General features: G+C 63.0%; 23 protein-coding genes and 4 tRNA genes. 6 read left to right on the forward strand and 21 right to left on the reverse strand.

Annotated elements, in window-relative coordinates:
* Positions 1 to 35 precede the first annotated feature (35 nt).
* A tRNA-Met gene (locus H6P80_RS09905) sits at positions 36 to 112 on the reverse strand.
* Positions 113 to 251: 139 nt separating this feature from the next.
* On the opposite strand from H6P80_RS09905, the gene H6P80_RS09910 reads away from it, so the two are divergent.
* Positions 252 to 665, forward strand: coding sequence for a DUF3775 domain-containing protein (locus H6P80_RS09910; protein WP_185801235.1), 414 nt, complete (start codon positions 252 to 254; stop codon positions 663 to 665).
* On the opposite strand, the gene H6P80_RS09915 is transcribed toward H6P80_RS09910, so the two are convergent.
* From H6P80_RS09915 to H6P80_RS09925, 3 genes are read right to left on the reverse strand one after another with little or no spacing between them, the layout of a single operon-like run.
* Positions 666 to 1,172 carry a 2'-5' RNA ligase family protein gene (locus H6P80_RS09915; RefSeq protein ID WP_185801236.1) on the reverse strand — a complete coding sequence of 169 codons (507 nt, stop codon included), beginning with the start codon at positions 1,170 to 1,172 and terminating at the stop codon, positions 666 to 668.
* Complete coding sequence (locus H6P80_RS09920; RefSeq protein ID WP_185801237.1) at positions 1,169 to 1,705, reverse strand: NTP transferase domain-containing protein; 537 nt, start codon at positions 1,703 to 1,705, stop codon at positions 1,169 to 1,171. The genes H6P80_RS09915 and H6P80_RS09920 overlap by 4 nt, the downstream gene beginning before the upstream one ends.
* A gap of 12 nt (positions 1,706 to 1,717) precedes the next feature.
* Positions 1,718 to 3,562, reverse strand: a complete 1,845-nt coding sequence (locus tag H6P80_RS09925) for a potassium transporter Kup (RefSeq protein ID WP_235973857.1) — start codon at positions 3,560 to 3,562, stop codon at positions 1,718 to 1,720.
* 233 nt (positions 3,563 to 3,795) lie between these two features.
* Here H6P80_RS09925 and ald point away from each other — a divergent pair, with 233 nt between their 5' ends.
* A complete protein-coding gene (gene ald, locus H6P80_RS09930) occupies positions 3,796 to 4,890 on the forward strand; it encodes an alanine dehydrogenase (protein ID WP_185801239.1) in 1,095 nt (364 codons plus the stop codon).
* On the opposite strand, the gene H6P80_RS09935 is transcribed toward ald, so the two are convergent.
* From H6P80_RS09935 to ccmC, 7 genes are read right to left on the reverse strand one after another with little or no spacing between them, the layout of a single operon-like run.
* The gene (locus H6P80_RS09935; RefSeq protein ID WP_185801240.1) at positions 4,883 to 5,548 is read right to left on the reverse strand and encodes a tetratricopeptide repeat protein; all 666 of its coding nucleotides are present in this window, start codon (positions 5,546 to 5,548) and stop codon (positions 4,883 to 4,885) included. The two genes, ald and H6P80_RS09935, sit on opposite strands and share 8 nt — an antisense overlap.
* Entirely contained in the window at positions 5,548 to 5,919 is a 372-nt protein-coding gene (locus tag H6P80_RS09940) for a cytochrome c-type biogenesis protein (protein WP_185802092.1), read from the reverse strand. The genes H6P80_RS09935 and H6P80_RS09940 overlap by 1 nt, the downstream gene beginning before the upstream one ends.
* A 41-nt stretch (positions 5,920 to 5,960) precedes the next feature.
* The gene (locus H6P80_RS09945) at positions 5,961 to 6,551 is read right to left on the reverse strand and encodes a redoxin family protein (RefSeq protein WP_235973859.1); all 591 of its coding nucleotides are present in this window, start codon (positions 6,549 to 6,551) and stop codon (positions 5,961 to 5,963) included.
* Positions 6,548 to 8,467: a heme lyase CcmF/NrfE family subunit gene (locus H6P80_RS09950; RefSeq protein ID WP_185801241.1), complete on the reverse strand. Its 1,920-nt coding sequence runs from the start codon at positions 8,465 to 8,467 to the stop codon at positions 6,548 to 6,550. The genes H6P80_RS09945 and H6P80_RS09950 overlap by 4 nt, the downstream gene beginning before the upstream one ends.
* Positions 8,464 to 8,895, reverse strand: a complete 432-nt coding sequence (gene ccmE / locus H6P80_RS09955) for a cytochrome c maturation protein CcmE (RefSeq protein ID WP_185801242.1) — start codon at positions 8,893 to 8,895, stop codon at positions 8,464 to 8,466. Before ccmE ends, H6P80_RS09950 begins: the two co-directional genes overlap by 4 nt.
* Positions 8,892 to 9,029: a hypothetical protein gene (locus H6P80_RS09960; RefSeq protein WP_185801243.1), complete on the reverse strand. Its 138-nt coding sequence runs from the start codon at positions 9,027 to 9,029 to the stop codon at positions 8,892 to 8,894. Before H6P80_RS09960 ends, ccmE begins: the two co-directional genes overlap by 4 nt.
* Positions 9,030 to 9,031: 2 nt before the next feature.
* Complete coding sequence (ccmC, locus tag H6P80_RS09965; protein ID WP_185801244.1) at positions 9,032 to 9,748, reverse strand: heme ABC transporter permease CcmC; 717 nt, start codon at positions 9,746 to 9,748, stop codon at positions 9,032 to 9,034.
* A gap of 133 nt (positions 9,749 to 9,881) precedes the next feature.
* Between ccmC and H6P80_RS09970 the strand changes: the two genes are divergently transcribed.
* The gene (locus H6P80_RS09970; protein WP_185801245.1) at positions 9,882 to 10,793 is read left to right on the forward strand and encodes a DMT family transporter; all 912 of its coding nucleotides are present in this window, start codon (positions 9,882 to 9,884) and stop codon (positions 10,791 to 10,793) included.
* Here H6P80_RS09970 and H6P80_RS09975 read toward each other — a convergent pair.
* The 5 genes from H6P80_RS09975 to lon all read right to left on the reverse strand — a co-directional run bounded on the left by H6P80_RS09975 (position 10,790) and on the right by lon (position 15,136).
* The gene (locus H6P80_RS09975) at positions 10,790 to 11,839 is read right to left on the reverse strand and encodes a Glu/Leu/Phe/Val family dehydrogenase (protein WP_185801246.1); all 1,050 of its coding nucleotides are present in this window, start codon (positions 11,837 to 11,839) and stop codon (positions 10,790 to 10,792) included. The two genes, H6P80_RS09970 and H6P80_RS09975, sit on opposite strands and share 4 nt — an antisense overlap.
* Before the next feature lie 54 nt (positions 11,840 to 11,893).
* A tRNA-His gene (locus H6P80_RS09980) sits at positions 11,894 to 11,970 on the reverse strand.
* Between the two features lie 97 nt (positions 11,971 to 12,067).
* A tRNA-Val gene (locus tag H6P80_RS09985) sits at positions 12,068 to 12,142 on the reverse strand.
* A 150-nt stretch (positions 12,143 to 12,292) separates the two neighbouring features.
* Complete coding sequence (locus H6P80_RS09990; protein ID WP_185801247.1) at positions 12,293 to 12,565, reverse strand: HU family DNA-binding protein; 273 nt, start codon at positions 12,563 to 12,565, stop codon at positions 12,293 to 12,295.
* A 162-nt stretch (positions 12,566 to 12,727) separates the two neighbouring features.
* On the reverse strand, positions 12,728 to 15,136 hold the full coding sequence (gene lon, locus H6P80_RS09995) for an endopeptidase La (protein ID WP_185801248.1): 2,409 nt from the start codon (positions 15,134 to 15,136) through the stop codon (positions 12,728 to 12,730).
* Positions 15,137 to 15,337: 201 nt separating this feature from the next.
* Between lon and H6P80_RS16695 the strand changes: the two genes are divergently transcribed.
* Positions 15,338 to 16,918, forward strand: a complete 1,581-nt coding sequence (locus H6P80_RS16695; protein WP_185801249.1) for a tetratricopeptide repeat-containing sulfotransferase family protein — start codon at positions 15,338 to 15,340, stop codon at positions 16,916 to 16,918.
* Here the strand turns inward: H6P80_RS16695 and clpX are convergent.
* The 5 genes from clpX to H6P80_RS10025 form a co-directional block, all read right to left on the reverse strand.
* The gene (clpX, locus tag H6P80_RS10005) at positions 16,915 to 18,186 is read right to left on the reverse strand and encodes an ATP-dependent Clp protease ATP-binding subunit ClpX (RefSeq protein WP_185801250.1); all 1,272 of its coding nucleotides are present in this window, start codon (positions 18,184 to 18,186) and stop codon (positions 16,915 to 16,917) included. The genes H6P80_RS16695 and clpX overlap by 4 nt on opposite strands.
* Before the next feature lie 101 nt (positions 18,187 to 18,287).
* A complete protein-coding gene (locus H6P80_RS10010) occupies positions 18,288 to 18,935 on the reverse strand; it encodes an ATP-dependent Clp protease proteolytic subunit (RefSeq protein ID WP_185801251.1) in 648 nt (215 codons plus the stop codon).
* A gap of 66 nt (positions 18,936 to 19,001) precedes the next feature.
* A complete protein-coding gene (locus tag H6P80_RS10015) occupies positions 19,002 to 19,991 on the reverse strand; it encodes a glycosyltransferase family 2 protein (RefSeq protein WP_185801252.1) in 990 nt (329 codons plus the stop codon).
* 88 nt (positions 19,992 to 20,079) lie between these two features.
* Positions 20,080 to 21,621 (reverse strand): trigger factor, encoded by a 1,542-nt coding sequence (gene tig / locus H6P80_RS10020; RefSeq protein WP_185801253.1) that lies wholly within the window; start codon positions 21,619 to 21,621, stop codon positions 20,080 to 20,082.
* 70 nt (positions 21,622 to 21,691) lie between these two features.
* A tRNA-Leu gene (locus H6P80_RS10025) sits at positions 21,692 to 21,776 on the reverse strand.
* Between the two features lie 169 nt (positions 21,777 to 21,945).
* Here H6P80_RS10025 and H6P80_RS10030 point away from each other — a divergent pair.
* Both H6P80_RS10030 and pyrF read left to right on the forward strand, forming a co-directional pair.
* Entirely contained in the window at positions 21,946 to 22,320 is a 375-nt protein-coding gene (locus H6P80_RS10030; RefSeq protein WP_185801254.1) for a lipopolysaccharide assembly protein LapA domain-containing protein, read from the forward strand.
* Positions 22,317 to 22,991: an orotidine-5'-phosphate decarboxylase gene (gene pyrF / locus H6P80_RS10035; RefSeq protein ID WP_185801255.1), complete on the forward strand. Its 675-nt coding sequence runs from the start codon at positions 22,317 to 22,319 to the stop codon at positions 22,989 to 22,991. Before H6P80_RS10030 ends, pyrF begins: the two co-directional genes overlap by 4 nt.

The raw sequence follows: 22,991 nt of genomic DNA on the forward strand, positions 1-22,991 counted from the left end.
CCACGGCGATTGCTTGCACAGGGCAAAGGGAAACTTGGTAGCGGAGGAGGGACTCGAACCCCCGACACATGGATTATGATTCCACTGCTCTAACCAGCTGAGCTACTCCGCCCCAGAAGCAACGGGCGAGCGCCGCAAATTGGGCGTGCGGGGCCTATAGGCAGGGCATAGATCAGGGTCAACCGATTTGGGAAAGGATTGGCTGGTCGCGCGTTGTTGGCGTATAAATCCCTGCAATCAGGAGGCGCACCATGGAACTCGAAACGCCACTAGACACGATTTGCCGGCTCATCGTCCGGGCCCGCGAATGGGACGCCCAGGTCCCCGCAGACGAATCCGACGATGTCGAAGACGAACAGACGATGTCGACCGACGATCCCTATGACGTGATGATAGACGAGAAGAACGATTCGGTCGAAGAGGAAATCTTAGCGCTTCTCGACGATCTCGCCGAAGACCAGCTGGCCGAAGTTCTCGCGCTCGCGTGGATCGGCAGCGGCACCTATGACGCCAGCGACTGGGAAGAGGCGCTGGAGGAAGCGGGCGACAAGGAAAGCGATCCTGCCGCCGACCAGCTGATGGAGATGCCGATGCTGGCGGCCTATCTGGAATCGGGACTCGAAAGCTTCGGCCTGAGTTGCAGCGGCGTCGGCCAGATCGACTGATCAGCCGCTGAACATATGGCGCGACAGCGGCTCCCAGGGCCCGCCGCGATAATACCAGCTGGCAAGGCCCGCGATAGCGAGCGGACGCGGCTTAAAGTCCCGGGAGAGCGTGGCGAACAGCGCCTTCGCATCTTCGGAATCGGCCTTGTTCTGGATAGTCACATGCGGCTGCCATCCGCGCCGGTCCTGCGGCACGAGCAGGGTTTCGAAGGCGTCGGCAATCCCTTCGCGAATTTCCTCCAACCCGTCACTCACGACCCGGAACGCGACCCCCTGCCCTAGCAGCATCGGCTTCGATATCCGCGCGGCAGGCGGCGGAAGGCCCCGCGTTTCCGCCGATAACCGGCGCTTGAGCTCGTCGGCCACGGTGGGCGGTAGATGGTGGAACAGGGTCAGATGCGCGGGAACGAGATTGCGCGCGGCCGGAAAATGCCGTTTGCGCAGGCCGTCGAGCCAGGCGAAATCCTTAGGGCCGAACAGGGCGGTCACGACAATCGGCGCGTTCATCGCAGATCCCCCGGCCGGTCGATATCGCGAATAGCCCCCTTCCCCGCCTCGATCCGCACGGCTTGGCCGCTCTCAAAGGGACGTTTCCCCCGCTCAAGGCGCGCACGCACCGCCCGGGGATTGCGGATCAGTATCGGATGGCCGGGCACGCAGCGATGGACGGCACGCACGAAATTCCCTTTCTTCCCGGCCAATCGCCGGCCGATGCCTTGCGGGCAATCGGGCATATCTCCGAGAAAGACGAAAACCTCGTTTTCGTGGGCCCGCAACGCCTGCAGTCCGCGCTTGAGGTTCGCGTGGCGGTGCCGGGCCAAGCTGGTAACGACCGACAGGCGCGGTCCGCCCAAAGCCCGCACGGCCCGGGCGACCCGCACATCGCCGCCCGCCACGATGATGACCCGGCCCGCAGGCGCGGCGAGCGCAGCGGCGACCGCGTGCTCGACAAGCCTTTTGCCCCGATAGCGCGCGAGCAGCTTGTTTGCCTGGCCGAACCGCCGGGAGCGTCCGGCAGCGAGGACGATGGCGGCGCGCATCCCGCCGCGCCGCTAGATTTCGACCTGGCTGCCGAGTTCGACGACGCGGTTGGCCGGCAGGCGGAAGAATTGCATCGCGCTTTCCGCGTTGCGCAACATCCAGGCGAACAGCTTCTCGCGCCACGGCGCCATCCCCGGATTTTCGGACGTCAGCAGCGTCTGCCGCGCCAGGAAGAAGCTCGTTTCGATCATCCGGAAAGGCGGGCCGCAGGTGGTGATTTTTTCGAGCGCCATCGGCACGTCGGTATCCTGCATGAAGCCGTAGCGCAGGATGATACGGTAGAAACCGGCCCCGAGATCTTCATAATGGATGCGCTCCTCGTCGGCGACGAAGGGCCGGTCGAGAATCGAAACGGTCAGCAACACGATGCGTTCGTGCAGCACCTTGTTGTGCTTGAGATTGTGGAGCAGCGCGTGCGGCACGCCTTCCGGCGATGTCGTCATGAACACCGCGGTGCCGGGCACCCGGGTCGCCGAACCGGCGGCTGACTTCACGAACACCTGCACCGGCATCGCCGCCTCGCGCATCCGCGCGATGATCAGCGATCTGCCCTTGGCCCAGCTTGTCAGCATCACAAAGGCGGCGAGGCCGACGGCAAGCGGGAACCAGCCCCCATCCGGGATCTTGGTGAGGTTCGCCGCGAAGAACAGCCCGTCGACGACGAAGAACAGCCCCACGAGCAGCCCGGCCCAGAACTTGTTCCACTTCCAGAAGCCGAACAGCAGGACGGTAAGCAGGCAGGTGTCGATCAGCATCGCCCCGGTCACCGCTACGCCATAGGCCGAAGTAAGGCTGGAGGAGGAACGGAAGGTCAGCACCAAAAGGATCACCATCACCATCAGCGCCCAGTTGATGAACGGGATATAGATTTGCCCGACCGTCGCTGCGTTGGTGTGGTTGATCTTGAGCCGCGGCATGAAGCCGAGCTGGATCGCCTGCTGGGTGACCGAGAAGGCGCCAGAGATCACGGCCTGGCTGGCGATGATCGCGGCCAGCGTGGCGATGATGAGCAGCGGGATCTGCAGCTGGTCCGGCGCGAGCAGATAGAAGGGGCTTTCGAGCGAGGCTTCGCCGATACGCATCGCGAGCGCCCCCTGCCCCAGATAGTTGAGCATCAGGGCGGGAAGGACGAAGCAGAGCCAGGACAGGCCGATCGGCTTGCGGCCGAAATGACCCATATCGGCATAGAGCGCTTCGGCGCCGGTTACGGCAAGCACGACCGCGCCGAGCGCGAGAAAGGCCTCGACGGGGCGCAGCAGGAAGAAATTGAGCGCGTGATGCGGGCTGAGTGCCCACAGGACTTCCGGGGTCTGGACGATACTGATCGCGCCAAGCACCGAAATGACGAGGAAGTAGAACAGCATGATGGGGCCGAAAAACGCGCCGACTCGCGCCGTTCCGCTGCGCTGGATCACGAACAGGAAGGCGAGGATGAAGATGGCGATCGGGATCACCCATCCGCCGAGCGCCGGATTCACCACCGAGAGACCCTCTACCGCGCCGAGCACGGAAACCGCCGGCGTGATCATGCTGTCGCCATAGAAGAGCGCGGTTGCGAAGATCGCAAGGATGACGATACCGCCCGTCCATCGCTTTCCGGATTTGCGGCCGCCGAGCAGCGCGAGCAGGGCAAGGCTCCCGCCTTCGCCGCGATTGTCCGCGCGCATGATGATCATGACATATTTGATCGTCACGACGAGCATCATCGACCAGAAAACCAGGCTCAACACGCCGTAGATGTGCAGCGGATCGAGCGAGAGCGGGTGATGGCCGGCAAATGCCTCACGAAAGGCGTAAAGCGGACTCGTGCCAATATCGCCAAAGACGACGCCGATCGCGCCGACGGCAAGCTTCATTGTCGCCGCTTCGCGCGTTGGCGGGCCCGAAACGGGCGGAACTGCGGTTTTATCGCTCATTTTGGATGAATGCGGCCCCCATGTGAATGCCGTCTCTGTCGCGACTCTGCGGGATTTTCCGCCCGGCGCGAGAAAGCGCGCGGCCTATCACGGTAAAATCGGGTTCGCAATGGGACGACAAGCTTAATTGCGAGCGCTATATCGCGGCCATCAAACGCATTCAGGAGGCGTGTATGCGCGTCGGAATTCCCAAGGAAATCAAGAATCACGAATATCGCGTCGGGCTGACCCCGGCATCTGTCCATGACGTGGTCGTGGCGGGCCATGAAGTGGTCGTCGAAACCCGGGCCGGAACCGGCATCGACTTCGACGACGACGATTATCGCGCGGTCGGCGCGACGGTCGTCGATACCGCGGCGGACGTCTTCGCCCAGTCCGACATGATCGTGAAGGTGAAGGAACCGCAACCGCAGGAAGTGGCGATGCTGGAACCGCGCCACATCCTCTTCACCTATCTCCATCTCGCCGCGGACAAGCCGCAGACCGAAGGTCTGATGGCGTCCGGCGCGACGGCGATCGCCTATGAAACGGTCACCTCGCCCAACCGTTCGCTACCGCTCTTGAAACCGATGAGCGAAGTGGCGGGCCGGATGTCGATCCAGGCCGGCGCGCATTATCTGGAAAAGGAACAAGGCGGCCGCGGCATCCTGCTTGGCGGTGTGCCCGGCGTGGCGCCCGCCAAGGTCGTGATCATCGGCGGCGGTGTTGCCGGGCTCAACGCGGCGCAGATGGCCGTGGGGCTGCGCGCCGATGTGACGATCTACGATATCTCCAACGATCGGCTCGCCGAACTCGACACCCATTTCGGCAACAAGATAAAGACCGGCTATGCGTCCAAGGCCGCGATCGAGGCGGCCGTGCCCAATGCGCATCTCGTCATCGGCGCGGTGCTCGTTCCGGGCGGTGCGGCGCCGAAGCTGGTCACGCGCAACATGCTGAAAACCATGAAGCGCGGATCGGTGCTCGTGGATATCGCGATCGACCAGGGCGGCTGTTTCGAAACCTCGCGCGCAACCACGCATGACGACCCCGTCTATGTGGAAGAGGGTGTGATCCATTATTGCGTGGCGAACATGCCGGGCGCGGTGGCGCGAACCTCGACCTTCGCGCTCAACAACGCGACCTTGCCCTATGTGATCCAACTGGCGAGCAAGGGTCCGGACAAGGCGATGGCGGACAATGTGCACCTCGCCGCCGGGCTCAACGTCTCGGCCGGCAAGATCCGGCACGAAGCGGTCGCCGAAGCGCTGGACCTGCCGTTTAATTAGAGGGCTGATCTTCCTGTGCGGGCGGTTCGGAAACCGGCGCTGGCCGCCCCAGCGCATTGGCAACGCTCGCCAGCCTGCTTTCGAGATCGGGGCGCCAGGGCGCGTCTTCCGGCGTGCGTTCGAGCAGCGCCAGCCAGGTCGCTTCGGCGTCCTCAAGCTGGCCGTTCTGCGCCAGCGCCAGCCCCAGGAAGAAGGGTGGGCCGGGATGATCCGGCGATATCTGCGCCGCACGCTGGAAGGCGAGCTGCGCCGCCGGGTTCATCTGCCCCTCGCCGTGCAGCAGCAGCGCGTTGCCGAGCGCAACCCACAGATCGGGGTCGTCGGGATGGGTTTCGATGCCGTTCTGGACCGCGTGCGCGGCATCCATATGCCGCCCGGCGCGATTAAGGCCCTCGGCAAAGCGTATCCAGCGATCGGCGCTCGGATTGTCGGTATCGACCAGATCTTCGTCGAGATCGGCCGTGCCTTCCGCCGGGCGATCCCGGATGTCCATGCCCGGATGGCCTGGGAGCGCCGGGCTGCCCTGCCAGGCATAACCAGCAAGGCCGGCGAGCAGCGCGGCGCCCAGCCATTCGAGCTTGCGCCCGCGAAACTCGACGAGCCGCCACAGCCAGAAAAGAACAAGCGCGATCAGGCCGACCGCCGCGAACCAGCCCATCAGCTTTCCTTTCGCCGCCGGAAGCGCCCACGCGCCAGCCAGACCCCCGCACCGATCAGGATCAGCGGCAGGAACCAGAGCGGCCATGTCACGGTGTCGAGCGGCGGATTATAGGTGATCCAGCGGCCATAGCGCTGGATCAGCCAGTCGCGGATATCGTCCGGATTTTCGCCCGCCGCGATCCGTTCGCGCACCAGCGCGCGCATGTCGGACGCCATTTCGGCATCGCTATCGGCGATCGACTGGCCCTGGCAGACCAGGCAGCGCAGCGATTCCATCAGTTCCTTGGCCTCCGCCTCCTGCGCAGGATCGGGAAGCTGCTGGTTCGCCCATTGCGCGGCGGGCATCCGGGATTGCGCGTGCAGCGGCATGGCGGCGAGCAGCGCGATCAGCACCGGGGCGATCAGCCGCTTCAACGGGCATTCTCCAGCGCGTTCAGGATTTCGGGCACATTTTCGGGCCGGATCTCGCCGATATGCTGATGGACGATCACGCCATTGCCATCGATCACGAAGGTTTCCGGCACACCCGACGATCCCAGCGCGAGCTGGGCCTGGCTGTTGGGATCGGCGCCGATCCGGTTGAACGGGTCACCCCAGCGCTGGAGGAAACCATATACGTCCTGGGGCCTATCGCGGATCGCGATCGCCTCGATCGTCACGCCGGCATTTTGCAACTGCATGAGCTGCGGCGCCTCGGTGATACAGGGCACGCACCAGCTGGCGAAGACGTTGAGCAGCTTGGGTTCGCCGGTCGCCAGATCGGCGGTGCGCAGGCCGGGTCGCCCCGGCACCGCCGGATCGAGGTCCATCTCGGGCACCTGTTCGCCGACCATCTGGGACTCGATCGCGCGCTGCTGCGGCGAATCGGTTCCGAAATAGAGCGCATAAGCGAAGAAGCCGAAAAAGATCACGGCAAAGGCGAGCGGCACCCAGAGCACCAGATGCTTCTTCTTCGCCGTAGGCGTTTCCGTGGGCGCTGCCATGGGCGCTTCATCGGTCATGCATAGGCCTCCCGCTGCGCGGTGCGGCGTTCGCGGCGCACCCGGCCAACCAGCGACAGCAAGCCGCCAAAGGCGATCATCACGCCGCCCAGCCAGATCCATGTCACGAAGGGTTTCCACCAGAGGCGGAGCTGCCAGCGGCCGCTGCCGTCACCATTGCCGATTACGGTATAAAGCTGGCCGTTCCACGCCGTGCGGATCGCGGCCTCGTTCGTTTCGGTCGGCGGCGAAGAGAACATGCGCGATTGCGGGCGAAGCAGGTCTTCCGGATCGCCGTTCACCGAAAGCCGTGCCTCGATCGCCGTCCAGTTGGGCCCGGCAACCGGCTCGGTGCCGAGAAAGGTGATCGTATAGGGGCCGACCTGGTGCGTCTCGCCGGGCCGTGAGGCAACGAGCACCTCTTCGCTGAACGAGCTTTCGAACGCCATGCCGGCCATGCAGACCGAAACGCCGAGATGCGCGATCACCATGCCCCAGGTGAAAAGCGGTGTCCGGCGCAGCTTGCGGCCCCATAAGGGCGCGAGGCTTGCCGCGCCGACGCCCGCGGCAAGCGTCAGGCCGAGCGTCGGCAATATCCCGATCGGCGATACCGCCAGCATGAGGATGGCGAGCACCAGCGATGCGATGAGGATCGGCAGCGAAATGCGATTGACCACCTTCTTCCAGTCATCCTTGCGCCAGCGCATCAACGGGCCCGCCGCCATCACGACGACCAGCAGTAGGGCCAGCGGTCCCGCGGTCGAATTGAAATAGGGCGGTCCGACCGACAATTGCTCACCGGTCACCGCCTCGACGATCAGCGGATAGAGGGTTCCGATCAGCACAACGCCGAGGATGGCGGTAAAGAGCAGGTTGTTGGCGACCAGCGCGCCCTCGCGGCTCACCGGTTCGAACTGCGATCCTTCGCGCACCGTACCGACGCGCAGGCCGTATAGCGCAAGCGCCCCGCCGATATACAGCACCAGCAGCGCAAGGATGAAGGTGCCGCGCTGCGGATCGACGGCGAAGGCGTGGACGCTGGTCAGGATACCCGAGCGGACGAGGAAGGTACCGACCATCGACATCGAGAAAGCGACGACGGCGAGCATCACCGTCCATGCCCGCAAACTGTCGCGCGTTGCGAGCACCGTCACCGAATGGAGGAGGGCGGTGGCCGCGAGCCAGGGCATAAGCGAGGCGTTCTCGACCGGATCCCAGAACCACCAGCCACCCCAGCCCAGTTCGTAATAGGCCCAGTAGCTGCCTGCCGTGATGCCGAGGGTCAGGAAGATCCAGCTGCCGAGCACCCAGGGCCGCATCGCCCGGGCGAAGGCGGCGCCTACATCGCGCGTCACCAGCGCGCCGACCGCGAAGGAGAAGGCCACCGACATGCCGACATAGCCCAGATACAGCGTGGGCGGATGGAAGGCGAGGCCGGGATCCTGCAGCAGCGGGTTGAGCCCCTGCCCTTCGGCCGCCGCCGGGCTGAGCCGCGCGAACGGGTTGGAGGCGAAGAGCAGGAAGGCGTAAAATCCGAGCCCGATCGCGGCTTGTGCGGCGAGCGTCGCGATCAGCGTCCTCTCGTTGAGCCGCCGCTCGAACAGTGCGACGAGGCCACCGGCAACGGCAAGGATCGCGACCCAGAGCAGCATCGAGCCTTCGTGATTGCCCCAGGTTCCGGCGAATTTGTAAAGCCAGGGCTTGGCCGAATGGCTGTTCAGCGCGACGAGCTCGACCGAAAGATCGGTACGCAGGAACAGCCAGATCAGCATCAGGAATGAGATTCCGGTCAACAGGCCCTGCACTACGGCGACGGGACGCACCGCGCTGCTCAATTCATCGCTATTGCCGCGCAGCACCGCGATGCCGAACAGCAATTGAAGCGCGCAAAGCGCTGCGGCGAGCCAGAGCGCGGCAAGACCGGTTTCAGCGATCACTGAGAAGCCTCTCCCCCGAGATTCCGCTCCGCAAGTTCAGGCGGCATGTAATTCTCGTCATGCTTGGCAAGGATCGTCTCGGCCACGAAAATTCCCCCCGCGTTGAGCGCGCCCTCCGCGACGACGCCGGAGTTTTCCTGGAACAGATCCGGCGTGATGCCGGAATAGAGTACGGGCAGCGAGGCGGTTTCGTCCTCCACGAGGAAACGGATCGTCACCCCGTCGGGCAGATGTTCGATCGAGCCGTCGGCGACCATGCCGCCAAGACGAAAGGCCTGGCCCACCGGAACCGGCGCGGCGGCGATCTCGCTCGGCGTGCGGAACAGCGCCGCATTATCGCGAAGCCCGTAAAGCGCAAGGAAGCCCGCGCCGATCACGGCGATCACTGCGAGGATCGCCAGGGTCAATCGTTGATGTTTGGCTTTCACTCGTCACCGCCCTTGCGCAGTGCCGTTACCTTCTTCTCGCGCGCGCGCATAGCTGCATAACTCCATATCGCCATGCCGAGCGTGCCGCCGATCGTCAGCGCGTAGCAGGCGATGATGTAGGGCCAATGCGCCACGGCTATGCCTCCGCCATCCGGCGGAGCCGCGCCTCGATCCGGATATCGGCGATGATGCCGCGCATCCGCATCAGCACGATCGCCGCGAAGATCAAGGTAAAACCAAGCGCCGAACCGAAAAGCGGCCAGAGCATCGAGCCGTCGATCGTGGATCCCGCCAGCGAAATGCTCGGTGCTTGATGCAGCGAATTCCACCAGACCACCGAATAGCGGATGATCGGGATGTTGATCGCACCGACAACGCCGAAGATCGCGGCGATCCGGCTGATGCTCGCGCGCTCGTCGCTGGCCGAAGCGAGCGCCATGAACCCGAAATAGAGGAAGAGGAGGATGAGCATCGAGGTCAGCCGCCCGTCCCACACCCACCAGGTGCCCCAGGCCGGGCGCCCCCAGATCGATCCGGTCAGCAGGCAGAGGGCGGTGAACAGCGCGCCGGGCGCGGCGATGGCGCGGGCGGCGATCCCGGCCAGCGGGTGCCGCCAGACAAGCTGCATGATGCTGGCGACCAGTATGCCGCTCCATCCGGCCATCCCCAGCCATGCAGCGGGAACATGGACATACATGTTCCGGACCAGATCCCCCTGGAGATAGTCCTCGGGCGCAAAAAACAGGCCCTGCACAAGCGCCACCGCGACCAGCGCAACGCCGCCCCAGAACAACCAGGGAGTCAGCGGCCGGGCGATCGAGAGAAAGCGGGTCGGGTTTGCAAATATATGCATGGAAGCGGTGCCTTAGCGTAGCATCCCGGCGGGGAAAAGCATAAGAAGCGCGCCGACGCCCGCTTTCCCGCCATCGCTTTTCGCCGGGGGCCCAAAGCAGCGAGGAGACGACGCCATTTCCGAAGCCGACGCCATGCCCGGGAAACCGGAGCGGCCCGACCAGCACGCGACGCTCGGCATCGCGTTGCGGGTCTTGGCCGTGTTCACGCTGTCGCTGATGATGGCCACGGTGAAGATCGGCCATGAATATGGCATCGACAATATGGAAATGATCTTCTGGCGGTTCGCCTTCGCGCTGCCGGTCACGGCGATATGGATCGGCCTGGGCGGCGGCTTTGCACGGATCAGGACGCGGCGGCCGATGGCGCATGTCTGGCGCGCCGCGGTCGGGCTGTCCTCGATGTATTTCGTCTATTGGTCGGTCAGCCTGTTGCCGCTGGCCGAAGCGACGACGCTGGGATTCGCCGCGCCGTTTTTCGCGACCTCGCTGTCCGCGCTGTTTCTGGCCGAGCGCGTCGGCATCTATCGCTGGAGCGCCATCGCCGTCGGCTTTGTCGGCGTTCTGATCGTGACCCAGCCCTTTAGCGGCCACCTGCCGCTCATGGGCGTCGCCGTGGGGCTGGCGGCGGCGTTGGGGGTCGGCTGCGTGTCCGTAACGATTCGCTCGATCAGCCGGACGGAAACCTCCGAAGCCATCGTCCTGTGGTTCGCGGTGATCGCGATCGTGCCGCTGGGCATGATGCAGCCCTTCGTCATGCAATCGCATGATAGCTGGGGCTGGATATTGCTGCTTCTGGTCGGGCTGTTCGGTGGGCTCGGGCAGATATTCATTACCGCCTCGCTGCGGCTCGCCCCGATATCCGTGGTCATGCCCTTCGATTACAGCCAGCTGCTATGGGCGGTGATGCTCGGCTGGCTTATCTGGGGCGATATCCCGCCGGCCGCGACCTGGATCGGCGCGGCGATCATCACCGCGACCGGCATCTACACATTGTATCGCGAACAGAAACGGATGCGCATGGAAAGTCGCGCAGCGGCGGCCTAGCGGCGTCCGATCAACCTGCGCGCGATCCGGTCCGCGACCTCGGAGGCGGGATCACCGGTTTCCGCGCTTTCCTGCCACACCTGCTCGAGACGTTCCGGAATCTTCGCAATCCGCGTTTCCACCTCGGCGCGATCGCCCTGCCCCAGATATTCCAGGCCCACATTGATGATGCCGCCGGCATTGATCACATAATCGGGCGCATAAAGAATGCCGCGATCGAACAACCGCCGCCCGTCCTCGCGGGTTTCCAGCTGGTTGTTCGCGCCGCCGGCCACCGCCGCGCAGCGCAGTTCGGCGATGCTCCGCTCGGTCAGCACGGCGCCGAGCGCGCAGGGGCTGACGATATCGGCCTCGACCGCAAGGATCGCATCGGGCGAAACCGCCTCGCCACCCAGATCGGCGGCGAATGCCCGGGCCCGCTCCTCATTGACATCGGCGAGGGTCAGCCGTGCGCCTTCTCCGGCAAGCAATCTGGCGAGCCCGCCCCCGACGCTGCCGATCCCCTGGATCGCAACATGGACGTCGGCAACGCTATCCTTGCCCAGCGCACGCTTGATCGCCGCTTTCACGCCCAGGAATACACCCATCGCGGTGGAGGGTCCGGGATCGCCGCCCGCCTCGCCGGTTTCGACCGGCAGGCCGGAGACATGTTCGGTCTCGCTCCCGATCACGACCATGTCGTCATCGGTCATCCCGACATCCTCCGCCGTGACATAGCGGCCGCCGAGGCTTTCGATCGACCGGCCGAAAGCGCGCAGCATTTCAGGCGTTTTGGTACTGGCTTTATCGGCCAGGATCACCGCCTTGCCGCCGCCCATGGGAAGGCCCGCCATGGCATTTTTGAAGCTCATGCCGCGCGACAGGCGCAGCGCGTCAGTGATCGCCAGCGTACTGTCTTGATAGTGCCAGAAGCGCACGCCGCCGGCCGCCGGACCAAGATGGGTCGAGTGAATCGCGATAATCGCGCTCAGCCCCGATTCCGGATCGCGGAACAGGTGCACGGATTCGTGATCGTCGAAGTCGGGAAGATCCCAGGTCGCGGACATTTGGTTTTTCCTGCGTATCGCTTGGACCGGGCAATTCGAAAATTGCCGGGAAAATGGGGCGACCGACGGGACTTGAACCCGCAACCTCCGGCATCACAAGCCGGCATTCTAACCAATTGAACTACGGTCGCCATGGCTGACGCAGGGCCAGCAATGCCGCAAGGGCACATTCGACTCGGCATCGGCGCTACGCAATAAAATTACAGAGCACCCACGACAAGTGAATAATGGTGGGCGCGGCTGGGATTGAACCAGCGACCCCTGCCGTGTGAAGGCAGTGCTCTCCCGCTGAGCTACGCGCCCCTCCTCGGTACGGCATTACTATTTAAAGCGTGCCGCACCGAAGAAAAGGGGCGGACGCCATTACAGCGTCCGCCCGTTATCGCGGCACATAAGGCCTTGCCGCTCGCCCGTCCAGCCCCTGAAATAGCCGGACGAATCCAAAATCCGTCTTTAGTTGACGGCGTCCTTAAGGCCCTTGCCTGCCTTGAATTTCGGCTGGATCGAAGCCGGGATCTGCATGGCTTCACCGGTGCGCGGATTGCGACCGGTCGACGCCTTACGGTGCGTGGTCGAGAAGGTTCCGAAGCCGACGAGACGGACTTCGGTGCCGCCGGCAAGGGCGCCGGTGATCGTATCGAACACCGCCTCGCAAGCTTTGCTGGCATCGGCTTTGCTCAGACCCGCTGCGTCCGCAACGGAAGAAATCAGTTCTTGCTTGTTCATGCTCTCCGCACCCCTTGTGTCTATTAGTTCCTGATATTTGGACTCACGGCTTTGCCGATGGCTGCATCTAAGGCCAATTCGCCCGGTGCTGTAAAGCCCCATACCAAAGAAAACTGGCAAAAAACCGTGTGTTCCGGGCCGATATGGCAAATTTTTTGCGAATTAGTGACGCACCGTTGCCTCACCATCACCCGAAACGGGCGGCGAGATTTGCGGACTCGGTTCCGTCGCGAGATCGTCCGCCTCGGTCCACTCGATCGCCGTGACCGTTCCGGTCAAGGCGAGCGCCAGCACTTCATCGACATGGCCGACCGGAATAAGCTCGAGCCCCTCGAGGATATTGGCGGGAATTTCGGCAAGATCCTTTTCATTCTCCTGGGGGATCAGAACGGTCTTGATGCCACCGCGGAGCGCCGCCAGGAGCTTTTCCTTGAGACCGCCGATAGGCAGCACGCGGCCGCGTAGCGTCACCTCGCCTGTCATCGCGATTTCCCGGTTCACCGGGATACCGGTCAGGGTCGAGATCATCGCCGTCACCATCCCGATGCCCGCCGAGGGGCCGTCTTTCGGCACCGCGCCTTCGGGAAGATGGACGTGGATATCCTTCTTGGCGAAAATGCTCGGCTTGATGCCGTAGCTCGGCGCACGCGCCTTCACGAAGCTCATCGCCGCCTGGATCGATTCCTCCATCACATCGCCGAGCTTGCCGGTGGTCTTGATCTGGCCCTTGCCGGGCGCCGTGACCGCTTCGATCGTCAGCAGCTCGCCGCCGACCTCGGTCCAGGCCAGACCCGTGACCGCGCCGACCTGATCCTCTTCCTCGGAGACGCCGAAACGGAATTTCGGCACACCGAGATAATCGGAAAGATTGGCGGACGTGACCTCGATGGATTCCGCTTTTCCTTCGAGAATTTCACGCAGCACCTTGCGGGCAAGCTTCGCGATCTCGCGTTCCAGCGTGCGGACACCCGCTTCACGGGTGTAGCGGCGAATCATGTCGCGCAGGCCTTCGTCGGAGAGTGAGAACTCGCCTTCCTGAAGCCCGTGCGCCTCGATCTGCTTTTGCAGCAAGTGGCGCTTGGCGATTTCGACCTTTTCGTCCTCGGTATAGCCCGACAGCCGAATGATCTCCATGCGATCGAGCAACGGCTGCGGCAGGTTCAGCGTATTCGCCGTGGTCACGAACATAACGTCGGACAGATCGAGATCGATCTCCAGATAATGATCCTGGAACTTGTCGTTCTGCTCGGGATCGAGGACCTCGAGCAGTGCCGACGCCGGATCGCCGCGAAAATCCTGGCCGAGCTTGTCGATCTCGTCGAGCAGGAACAGCGGGTTCCAACTTCCCGCCTTTTTCAGGTTGGTCGCGATCTTGCCGGGAAGCGAACCGATATAGGTCCGCCGGTGGCCGCGGATTTCAGCCTCGTCCCGCACGCCACCCAGCGACTGACGCACGAATTCGCGGCCCGTGGCACGGGCGATCGACTTGCCGAGCGACGTCTTGCCGACACCGGGCGGACCGACCAGGCACAGGATCGGCCCCTTAAGCTTGTTGGTGCGCGCCTGGACCGCGAGATATTCGACGATCCGGTCCTTGACCTTTTCCAGCGCATAATGGTCCTCGTCGAGCACCAGCTGCGCCTCGCCTATATCCTTTTTCAGTTTCGTCTTGGTGCCCCAGGGGAGCCCCAGCAGCGTATCGAGATAGTTGCGTACAACCGTCGCCTCGGCCGACATCGGCGCCATGGCTTTCAGCTTTTTCAGCTCCGCCTGCGCCTTACCGCGTGCCTCCGTGGAAAGCTTCGCTTCCTTGATCTTCTTCGTCAGCTCGGCGATCTCGTCACCATCCTCTTCGTCCTCGTTGCCGAGTTCGCGCTGGATCGCCTTCATCTGCTCGTTGAGATAATATTCGCGCTGGGTCTTCTCCATCTGGCGTTTGACGCGCGAGCGGATCTTCTTCTCGACCTGCAGGACGCCGAGTTCGCCCTCCATGAAGGCGAACGCCATCTCCAGGCGGCGCGCGGGATCGCTTTCGACCAGCATCGCCTGCTTGTCGGACACCTTGGCGCCGATATTTGCGGCGACCGCGTCGGAGAGCTGCGAGGCCTCCTCGATCTGGCCGAGCTGGACCGCGGTTTCCTCCGGAATCTTCTTGTTGAGCTTCGCGTAATTGTCGAACTGTTCGACGGTCGACCGCATCAGCGCGGTTACTTCGGGCCCTTCGGAGGTCTTATCCTCGAGAATCTCGATGTCGGCGCTCAGATGCTCGTCACGGAAATGCACGTCGCTGAGCTTTGCCCGCTCCTTGCCCTCGACGAGCACGCGCACGGTGCCGTCCGGCAGCTTCAACAGCTGGAGCACCGAAGCGGTGACGCCGATATCGTAGAGCGCGTCGCGATCGGGGTCGTCCTCGGCCGGATCGAGCTGCGCGACAAGAAAGATCGTCTTGTCCGCCGCCATGGCGCGTTCCAGCGACACGACCGACTTGTCCCGCCCGACAAAGAGCGGCACGATCATGTGCGGAAACACGACGATGTCGCGCAGTGGCAGGCAAGGCAGGGAAACACTCATCCGAAAACTCCGTATTCCGGGCGTCTAGCCCGTTCATAGCCGAATATATGGGGTGCAAGGTTAACGTATCAATCCACGGGACGATTTCATTGTGCATCATGTCGATCATCAAAAACCCGGGATTTCAGCCTGTTTGGCGGATATATTAGGGTTACGGCTTGCTGAATTGGTTAGCGCCGGTAACGATTTGAAGAGGTTTGAGTGCAGCTAAACACCCCCCAATCGCTCGCTGAACAGGCAAAACGGCATTTGTTTTCGGGCAAAGGCGCGCCGGCGGTCCAGGCTGCGAAGCAGGCGCTGGCGATCGATCCCGACGCGCCCGAGGCGTTGCTGGTGCTGGGCATGATCGCCTGCAACCAGAATGAATTCAGCCGCGCGCTCCAGTTCGCCGAGCAAGCGGCCGCGCATGGTGGGGCGGGCTGGGCCGATGCCGTCCGCGGGCGGGCGCTGCTCGCGATGAACCGCTATGCCGAAGCGCGGCGGGCCGCCCGCAAGGCCGCCGACGCACCGATCGACGATCCGGTAGTCGCCCATACTATCGGCGTTCTGCTCACCCATGCCGGGCTACATGCCGAAGCGCCGGCCTATTTTGAACGCGCCCTCGCCGCCGCGCCCGGCAGAGTCGCCTTCCTGCACGGCCTTGCCATCTCGCTGCGTTTCAACGGCGACCTCGATGGCGCGCGCCGGCGGTTTCGCGAGATTCTGGAGATCGATCCGAAAAATGCCGCGGCGCGGCTCGCGCTCGTCCAGCTCGACAAGCAGACGCCGGACAACAACATCCTCCAGGATCTCGAAGCCCTGATGGCCCGGCCCGGCCTGCCACCGCCGGAGGCCGTGGTTATCGGCCATGCGATCGCCAAGACCTACGAGGATTTCGGCGAATGGGACACCTCCTTCGAAGCGCTTGAGCGCGGCAAGGCGCCCATGGCGGCCCGCTCCCAGTTCAGTCAGGAGCGTCAGGCCGCGCTTTTCGAGGCGGCCGAAAACGCCATCCCCGCCCATCAACGAACCGGCGGCGACGACGGCGACGCCCCGATTTTCGTGATCGGCATGCCGCGCTCGGGCACGACGCTGGTCGAACGCATCTTGAGCAGCCATAGCCAGGTCGCCTCCGCCGGCGAATTGCCGGATTTCGGACCAGCGTTGAAAACCGTCGCAGGTGTCCGGGTTTCCCGAGCCCTCGATCCCGCGACGCTCGCCGCCAGCCAGCAGGTCGATCTTGCCGCGCTCGGCCGTGCCTATCTCGAAAGCGCGCGTGAAATCGCGCCGGATGCGCCCCGCTTCATCGACAAGATGCCGTTCAATTTCTTCTACGCGCCCGCGATTCTTGCCGCCCTGCCCCGCGCCCATATCGTCTGCTTGCGTCGCGATCCCGCCGACACGCTGCTCAGCAACATGCGCCAACATTTTTCGGGCGAGGCGAGCTATTATAATTATGTCTACAAGCTCGACGATACGGCGATGACCGTGGCCGGATTCAACCGGCTCGCCGACCGCTATCGCGACGAACTCCCTTCGAATCGCTACCGCGACATCGCCTATGAGGATATTATCGCGAACCAGGAGGTGGCGACGCGCGGGCTTCTCGATTTCTGCGGACTACCGTTCGAGGAGGCCTGCCTGACCCCCGAGCGCAATCTCCAGCCGGTCGCCACGGCCAGCGCGGCGCAGGTGCGGCAACCCGTCTATTCGACGTCGGTCGCGCGCTGGAAGCGCTACGAAAAAAATGGACCGCGAATCATCGCGGCCCTTGAGAAACATGGGTTGAAGATCGACGCCTAGGCGGCGTCGTCGGCGGTCTTTTCTTCCGGCTTGGCGAACACGCGTACCGGTTCCTTGCGGCCCTCGGCGACATCCTTGTCGATGACGATTTCGCCTACACCCTCCAGGGTCGGCAAATCGTACATCGAATCCAGAAGGATCGCCTCGAGGATCGAGCGGAGGCCACGCGCGCCGGTCTTGCGTTCGATCGCCTTCTTGGCAACCGCGATCAGCGCATCGTCGGTGAAGTCGAGCTTCACATCCTCCATCTCGAACAGCTTGGCATATTGCTTGACTAGCGCGTTTTTCGGCTCGCGCAGAATCTGGATCAGCGCATCCTCGTCGAGATCGTCGAGCGTCGCGATGACCGGCAGGCGGCCGACAAATTCCGGGATCAGCCCGTATTTCAGAAGATCCTCGGGCTCGACATGGCGCAGCACTTCGCCGACCCGCTTTTCGTCGGGCGCTTCGACATGAGCGCCAAAGCCCATCGATTTGCCTTGCATCCGGTCCGAAATCACCTTGTCGAGACCTGAGAAAGCACCGCCGCAGACGAACAGGATATTGGTCGTATCGACCTGGAGGAACTCCTGCTGCGGGTGCTTGCGTCCGCCCTGCGGCGGAACCGAAGCCGTGGTGCCTTCCATCAGCTTGAGCAGCGCCTGCTGGACGCCCTCTCCCGATACGTCGCGGGTGATCGAAGGATTGTCCGACTTGCGGCTGATCTTGTCGATCTCATCGATATAGACGATGCCGCGCTGGGCGCGCTCGACATTGTAATCGGACGCCTGGAGCAGCTTCAGGATGATGTTCTCGACGTCCTCGCCGACATAGCCGGCCTCGGTCAGCGTCGTCGCATCGGCCATCGTGAAGGGCACATCGAGGATGCGCGCCAGCGTCTGGGCGAGCAGCGTCTTGCCGCAACCCGTGGGGCCGACCAGCATGATGTTGGACTTGGCGAGTTCGACCTCGCCGCCCGTCGCACCATGGTTGAGCCGCTTGTAATGGTTGTGGACCGCGACCGAGAGGACGCGCTTGGCGCGTTCCTGGCCGATCACATAATCGTCGAGGACCTCGCAGATCTCGGCCGGCGCCGGAACGCCGCCTTCCCGCTTCGAGGCAATCGCCCCTTTGGTCTCTTCGCGAATGATATCATTGCAGAGCTCGACGCATTCGTCGCAGATGAACACGGTGGGCCCGGCGATGAGCTTGCGGACTTCGTGCTGCGACTTGCCGCAGAATGAGCAGTAAAGCGTGCTCTTGGAGTCTCCGCCGGTAAGCTTCGTCATATTTGCATTCCTTCCGGTCGTCCTTTCGACGACCGTACGCAGTCTAAACCGCCACACTCGGTCCAGACAATCACTTATTGCACAAGAAAATGGCTAACGGCTTAACCTTTGCCGTCTTCGTCCTTGCCGTTTTCGCCCTCGGTCGAGGCCGGGCGTTTTTCGAAAACATCGTCGACAAGGCCGAAAGCCTTGGCTTCGTCAGCGGTGAAAAACTTGTCGCGATCGACATTGTCTTCGATCACATCGATCGGCTGGCCAGTATATTTCGCCATCAATTCATTCATCTTGTGGCGTGTCTTGAGCAGTTCGGCAGCGTGAATTTCAACATCAGCCGCCGTGCCCTGCATGCCCGAAGAGGGCTGGTGGATCATCACCTTGGCATTGGAGAGCGCAATCCGCATCCCCGGTTCGCCGGAGGCAAGCAGGAACGCGCCCATAGATGCCGCGAAGCCCATACACACCGTGCCGACGCGCGGACGGATATATTGCATGGTATCGTGGATCGCCATGCCGGCCGTCACCGACCCGCCCGGCGAGTTGATATACATGAAGATGTCCTTTTTCGGATTCTCCGATTCCAGGAACAAGAGCTGGGCGGTGATCAGCGAGGCCATATTGTCCTCGACCGGCCCGGTAAGGAAAATGATGCGATCGCGCAGCAGCCGCGAGAAAATGTCGAAGCTGCGCTCGCCGCGATTGGATTGCTCGATGACGATAGGGACGAGCGCGTTCTGGATGGGATCGTTCATTTCATGCCTTTCCGGGAAAACTTCGAAAGCCAACATCGCGACTTCCGCGCCCGGCTTCAAGAGGGGTTAGCGCCTGAAAGACATTCCCGGTGCCGAAAAACCCAAATAGGCAAGCCGGCGAAGCTCGCGGCGACCGCGCACGACGGTGTCGAGGATCAGCCCGGCGAACAGGTTGAGCGCGGCCAGGATAATCAGCCCGGTGGCCAGGATCGCCGTCGGAAGGCGCGGCACAAGGCCGGTTTCGGCATAGGTGAAGGCCAGAGGGATCGCGAGCGCGATAGCCGTCAACGCCAGGAACCCGGCGATCAGGCCGAAGAACAGCACAGGCCGCTCCATGCGGAACAAGGTCGCCATGGTGCGCAGGATACGAAATCCGTCCCGATAGGTTGAAAGCTTCGATTCGGAGCCTTCGGGCCGCGCGCTATATTCCGTAACCTCTTCGGCAACCGGCATTTTCAGCTCGAGCGCGTGAACGCTGATTTCGGTCTCGATCTCGAAACCCTGACTGAGCACCGGAAAACTCTTCACGAAACGACGCGAAAAGACGCGGTAGCCCGAAAGGATATCGTTGAAGCTGCGCCCGAAAAGCCGGGCAAGGATGCCGGTAAGGAGCGCGTTGCCGAGCCGGTGCCCGCTGCGATAGGCGGCCTCCACCTCGGTCTTGCGCGCGCCGACGACCATATCGAGTTGCTCCTCGACGAGACGGCGGACGAGCCGCGGCGCGGCGGCGGCCTCATAGGTCGCGTCGCCATCGGCCATGATATATACATCGGCTTCCACATCGGCGAACATCCGGCGTACGACATGGCCCTTGCCCTGCATCCGCTCGGTGCGGACGATGGCGCCGGCTGCGCCCGCGACTTCCGCAGTGCGGTCCGAACTGTTGTTATCATAGACGTAGATCGCGGCCTGGGGCAGCGCGACACGAAAATCCTCCACCGTCTGCGCGATGGCGGCTTCCTCGTTATAGCAGGGCAGGATCACCGCGATTGTCGGCGCATCGGCCGAAGTCAGCGTGACTTCGGCGTCCGCAACGAATTCCCTGATATGCTCCATTGCCCGTCCCTGGCCATTTCCGTCAGGAAAAAGCTTCTAGGCAGCAGTGGTTAACAAGCCGTTGGCGGGCCGGATTTCCGGCGGAAAATCAGCTTTTGGGCGCCGTTTCCTTCTTGGCGGCGGGCTTCTTTGCAGGGGCCTTCTTTGCCGGAGCCTTTTTCGCGGGTGCTTTCTTGGCGGCCGGCTTTGCAGCGGTTTTCGCAGCCGGCTTCTTTGCCGCCGCGGTTTTCGTGGCGGCCGCTTTCTTGGGCGGAGCCTTTTTCGCCGGCGCTTTCTTCGCCGGCGCCTTGGCCGGCTCGTCCTCTTCCGCCTCGATAGCCGCTTCCAGCTCCTCGCGAGTCACGCTGCGATCGGTGACAGTCGCGTTTTCAAACAGGAAGTCGACGACCTTGTCTTCGTAAAGCGGGGCGCGGAGTTGCGCGGCGGCCATCGGATCCTGCTGGATATACTGCACGAAACGCTCGCGATCCTCGGCATTGTAGCGTTGCGCGGCCTGGGCGATCAGCTGGCTCATCTCGCTCTGGTTGATCTCGACACCGTTTTTCTGGCCGATTTCGGAGAGCAACAGACCGAGGCGAACGCGCCGTTCGGCAATCGCTTCATACTCGCCCTTTTCCGCTTCCATTTCCTTGCGCGCGGCTTCGGGATCTTCCTCATGCTCGGCTTCATGCTCGAGCTGCTGCCAGATCTGGTTGAATTCCGATTCCACCATCGTCGGCGGCACCGGGAAATCGTGGTTTGCCGCCAGATAATCGAGCAGCTTGCGCTTCATATGGGTGCGGGTGAGGTTGTTGAGCTCCTGCTCGACCTGGCCCTTCATGATCTCGCGCAGCTTGTCGATGCCGTCCAGACCCAGGGTTTTCGCGAAATCGTCGTCGGCCTTGGCTTCGACCGGCTTGCGAACCTCGCCAACGGTGACGTCGAACACGGCGTCCTTACCCTTCAGATAGTCGACATTATAATCGGTGGGAAAGGTGACCTTCACTTCCTTGCTGTCATTGGCTTTTACGCCGACCAGCTGGTCTTCGAACCCGGGGATGAGCTGGCCCGAACCGATGGTGACCGACATGCCCTCGCCCTTGCCGCCTTCGAAGGGTTCGCCGTCGACCTTGCCCTCGAAATCGATGACGACGAGATCGCCCTCTTGCGCCTTGTAGGTTTTGGCAGCGGCTTCATAGCTTTTCTGGTTTTCGGCAAGTTGCAACACGGCGGCGTCGACCGCCTTGTCGTCGGCTTCGACCGTCAGCCGTTCGAGCGTGATATCGTCGATCTTCGGCTCGGGAATCTCGGGAAGAACCTCGACCTTCATCGAAATCTCGATGTCCTTGCCACGCTCCCAGTCCTCGGCCAGCTCGATTTCGGGCTGCATCGCCGGGCGGATATTCTGTTCAGACATCGCATCCTGGATGCCCTGCTGGATCGCCTTGTTGACGACATCCTGTTCGATCGAATCGCCGTGCATCTTGCGCACCAGGTTCGCGGGCACCTTGCCGGGCCGGAAACCGGGCATCCGCACCTGCGGAGCGACCTCTTTCAGCTGTTCGTCGACCTGTTTTTCGATGTCGGCGAACGGGATGGTCAGCGTGTAGGCGCGTTTCAGGCCTTCATTGAGCGTTTCAACAGTCTGCATGTCTTTACAATCAAGCCTTCGTAACAAGGGAGTTTCGCGGGGCGGCATTGGAGCGAGCTAGTGGCAAAGCTGGTGCGGGCGAAGGGACTCGAACCCCCACATCTTTCGATACTTGGACCTAAACCAAGCGCGTCTACCAGTTCCGCCACGCCCGCTAGAGGACCGCCGGTCGGCGGCGTCTATAACAATAACGCGCCGAAGGGCAAGCAGGCATTCCACCGACGGTTTCGTGGATGGGGTCGGAACCCAAATTTCGCATGACCCCTGCTGGCCATCGGACCTTTCCGCTATTAGAAGTCGCACGAAACCAAATATGGGATCGCAATGAGTTTTTTGAAAACCCTGTTCTGGATTGTGCTGTCGGCGGTGGTCGTGCTCTTTTCGCTGAACAACTGGCTGCCGGTAACGGTTAACCTCTGGGGCGGGCTTCAGGCGGACGTGAAGATGCCTATCCTGTTGCTGTTCTTCTTCCTGGTCGGGTTCGTGCCGACCATTGCCTATTACCGCACCAAGGCGTGGCGGATAAGTCGGCGCCTGGAAGCAGCCGAGCGCGAACTGGCCGACGAACGCGGGCTCAAACGCTTTCGCGAACCCGAACGCGCCGAGCACAAGGCGGCGAAATCGAGCGAGCTGGAGCTCGACACCCCCGCGGACGGCGCGCCGCCGCCCGGCGCGGAACCGCGCGAGGCGCCGCAATGAGAAGCCCGATCTATGTGGCACTCGACACGCCCGATATCGACCGCGCCAAGGCCGTCACGTCGGCCATTCGCAATCATATCGGCGGGATCAAGCTCGGCCTCGAATTCTTTGCGGCCAACGGCCCCGCGGGGATCAAGGAAATGGCGGCGCTCGGCCTGCCGATCTTTCTCGACCTGAAACTGCACGATATTCCGAACACGGTCGCCAAGGCGATCCAGGCGTTGCGGCCGTTGGAACCCGCGATCCTTACCGTCCACGCCTCGGGGGGGCGGGCGATGATGGAAGACGCGAAAGCCGCCGCGCCGATCGACACCAAGGTGGTTGCGGTGACGATGCTCACCAGCCTCGACGATAGCGATCTCCACGACATGGGCATCGCCGGGGAAGCGCACGACCATGTCGTCCGCATGACGGAGCTTGCCCGCGAAGCCGGGCTCGACGGCGTCGTCTGCTCGGGCCGCGAAGTGAAGGCGGCAAAGAAGATCTGGCCCGACGGATTTTTCGTCGTTCCCGGCGTGAGGCCGGTGGCCGGCAATTCGGGCGACCAGAAACGCGTGGTAACGCCGGCCGACGCGCTCCATTCGGGGGCCTCGATCATCGTCATCGGCCGCCCGATCACCCAGGCCGAGGAACCCGATCTTGCCGCAAGGGCGATAGAAGCGACTCTCTGA

The sequence above is a fragment of the Parasphingopyxis marina genome (assembly GCF_014237875.1).
Taxonomy (GTDB): domain Bacteria; phylum Pseudomonadota; class Alphaproteobacteria; order Sphingomonadales; family Sphingomonadaceae; genus Parasphingopyxis; species Parasphingopyxis marina.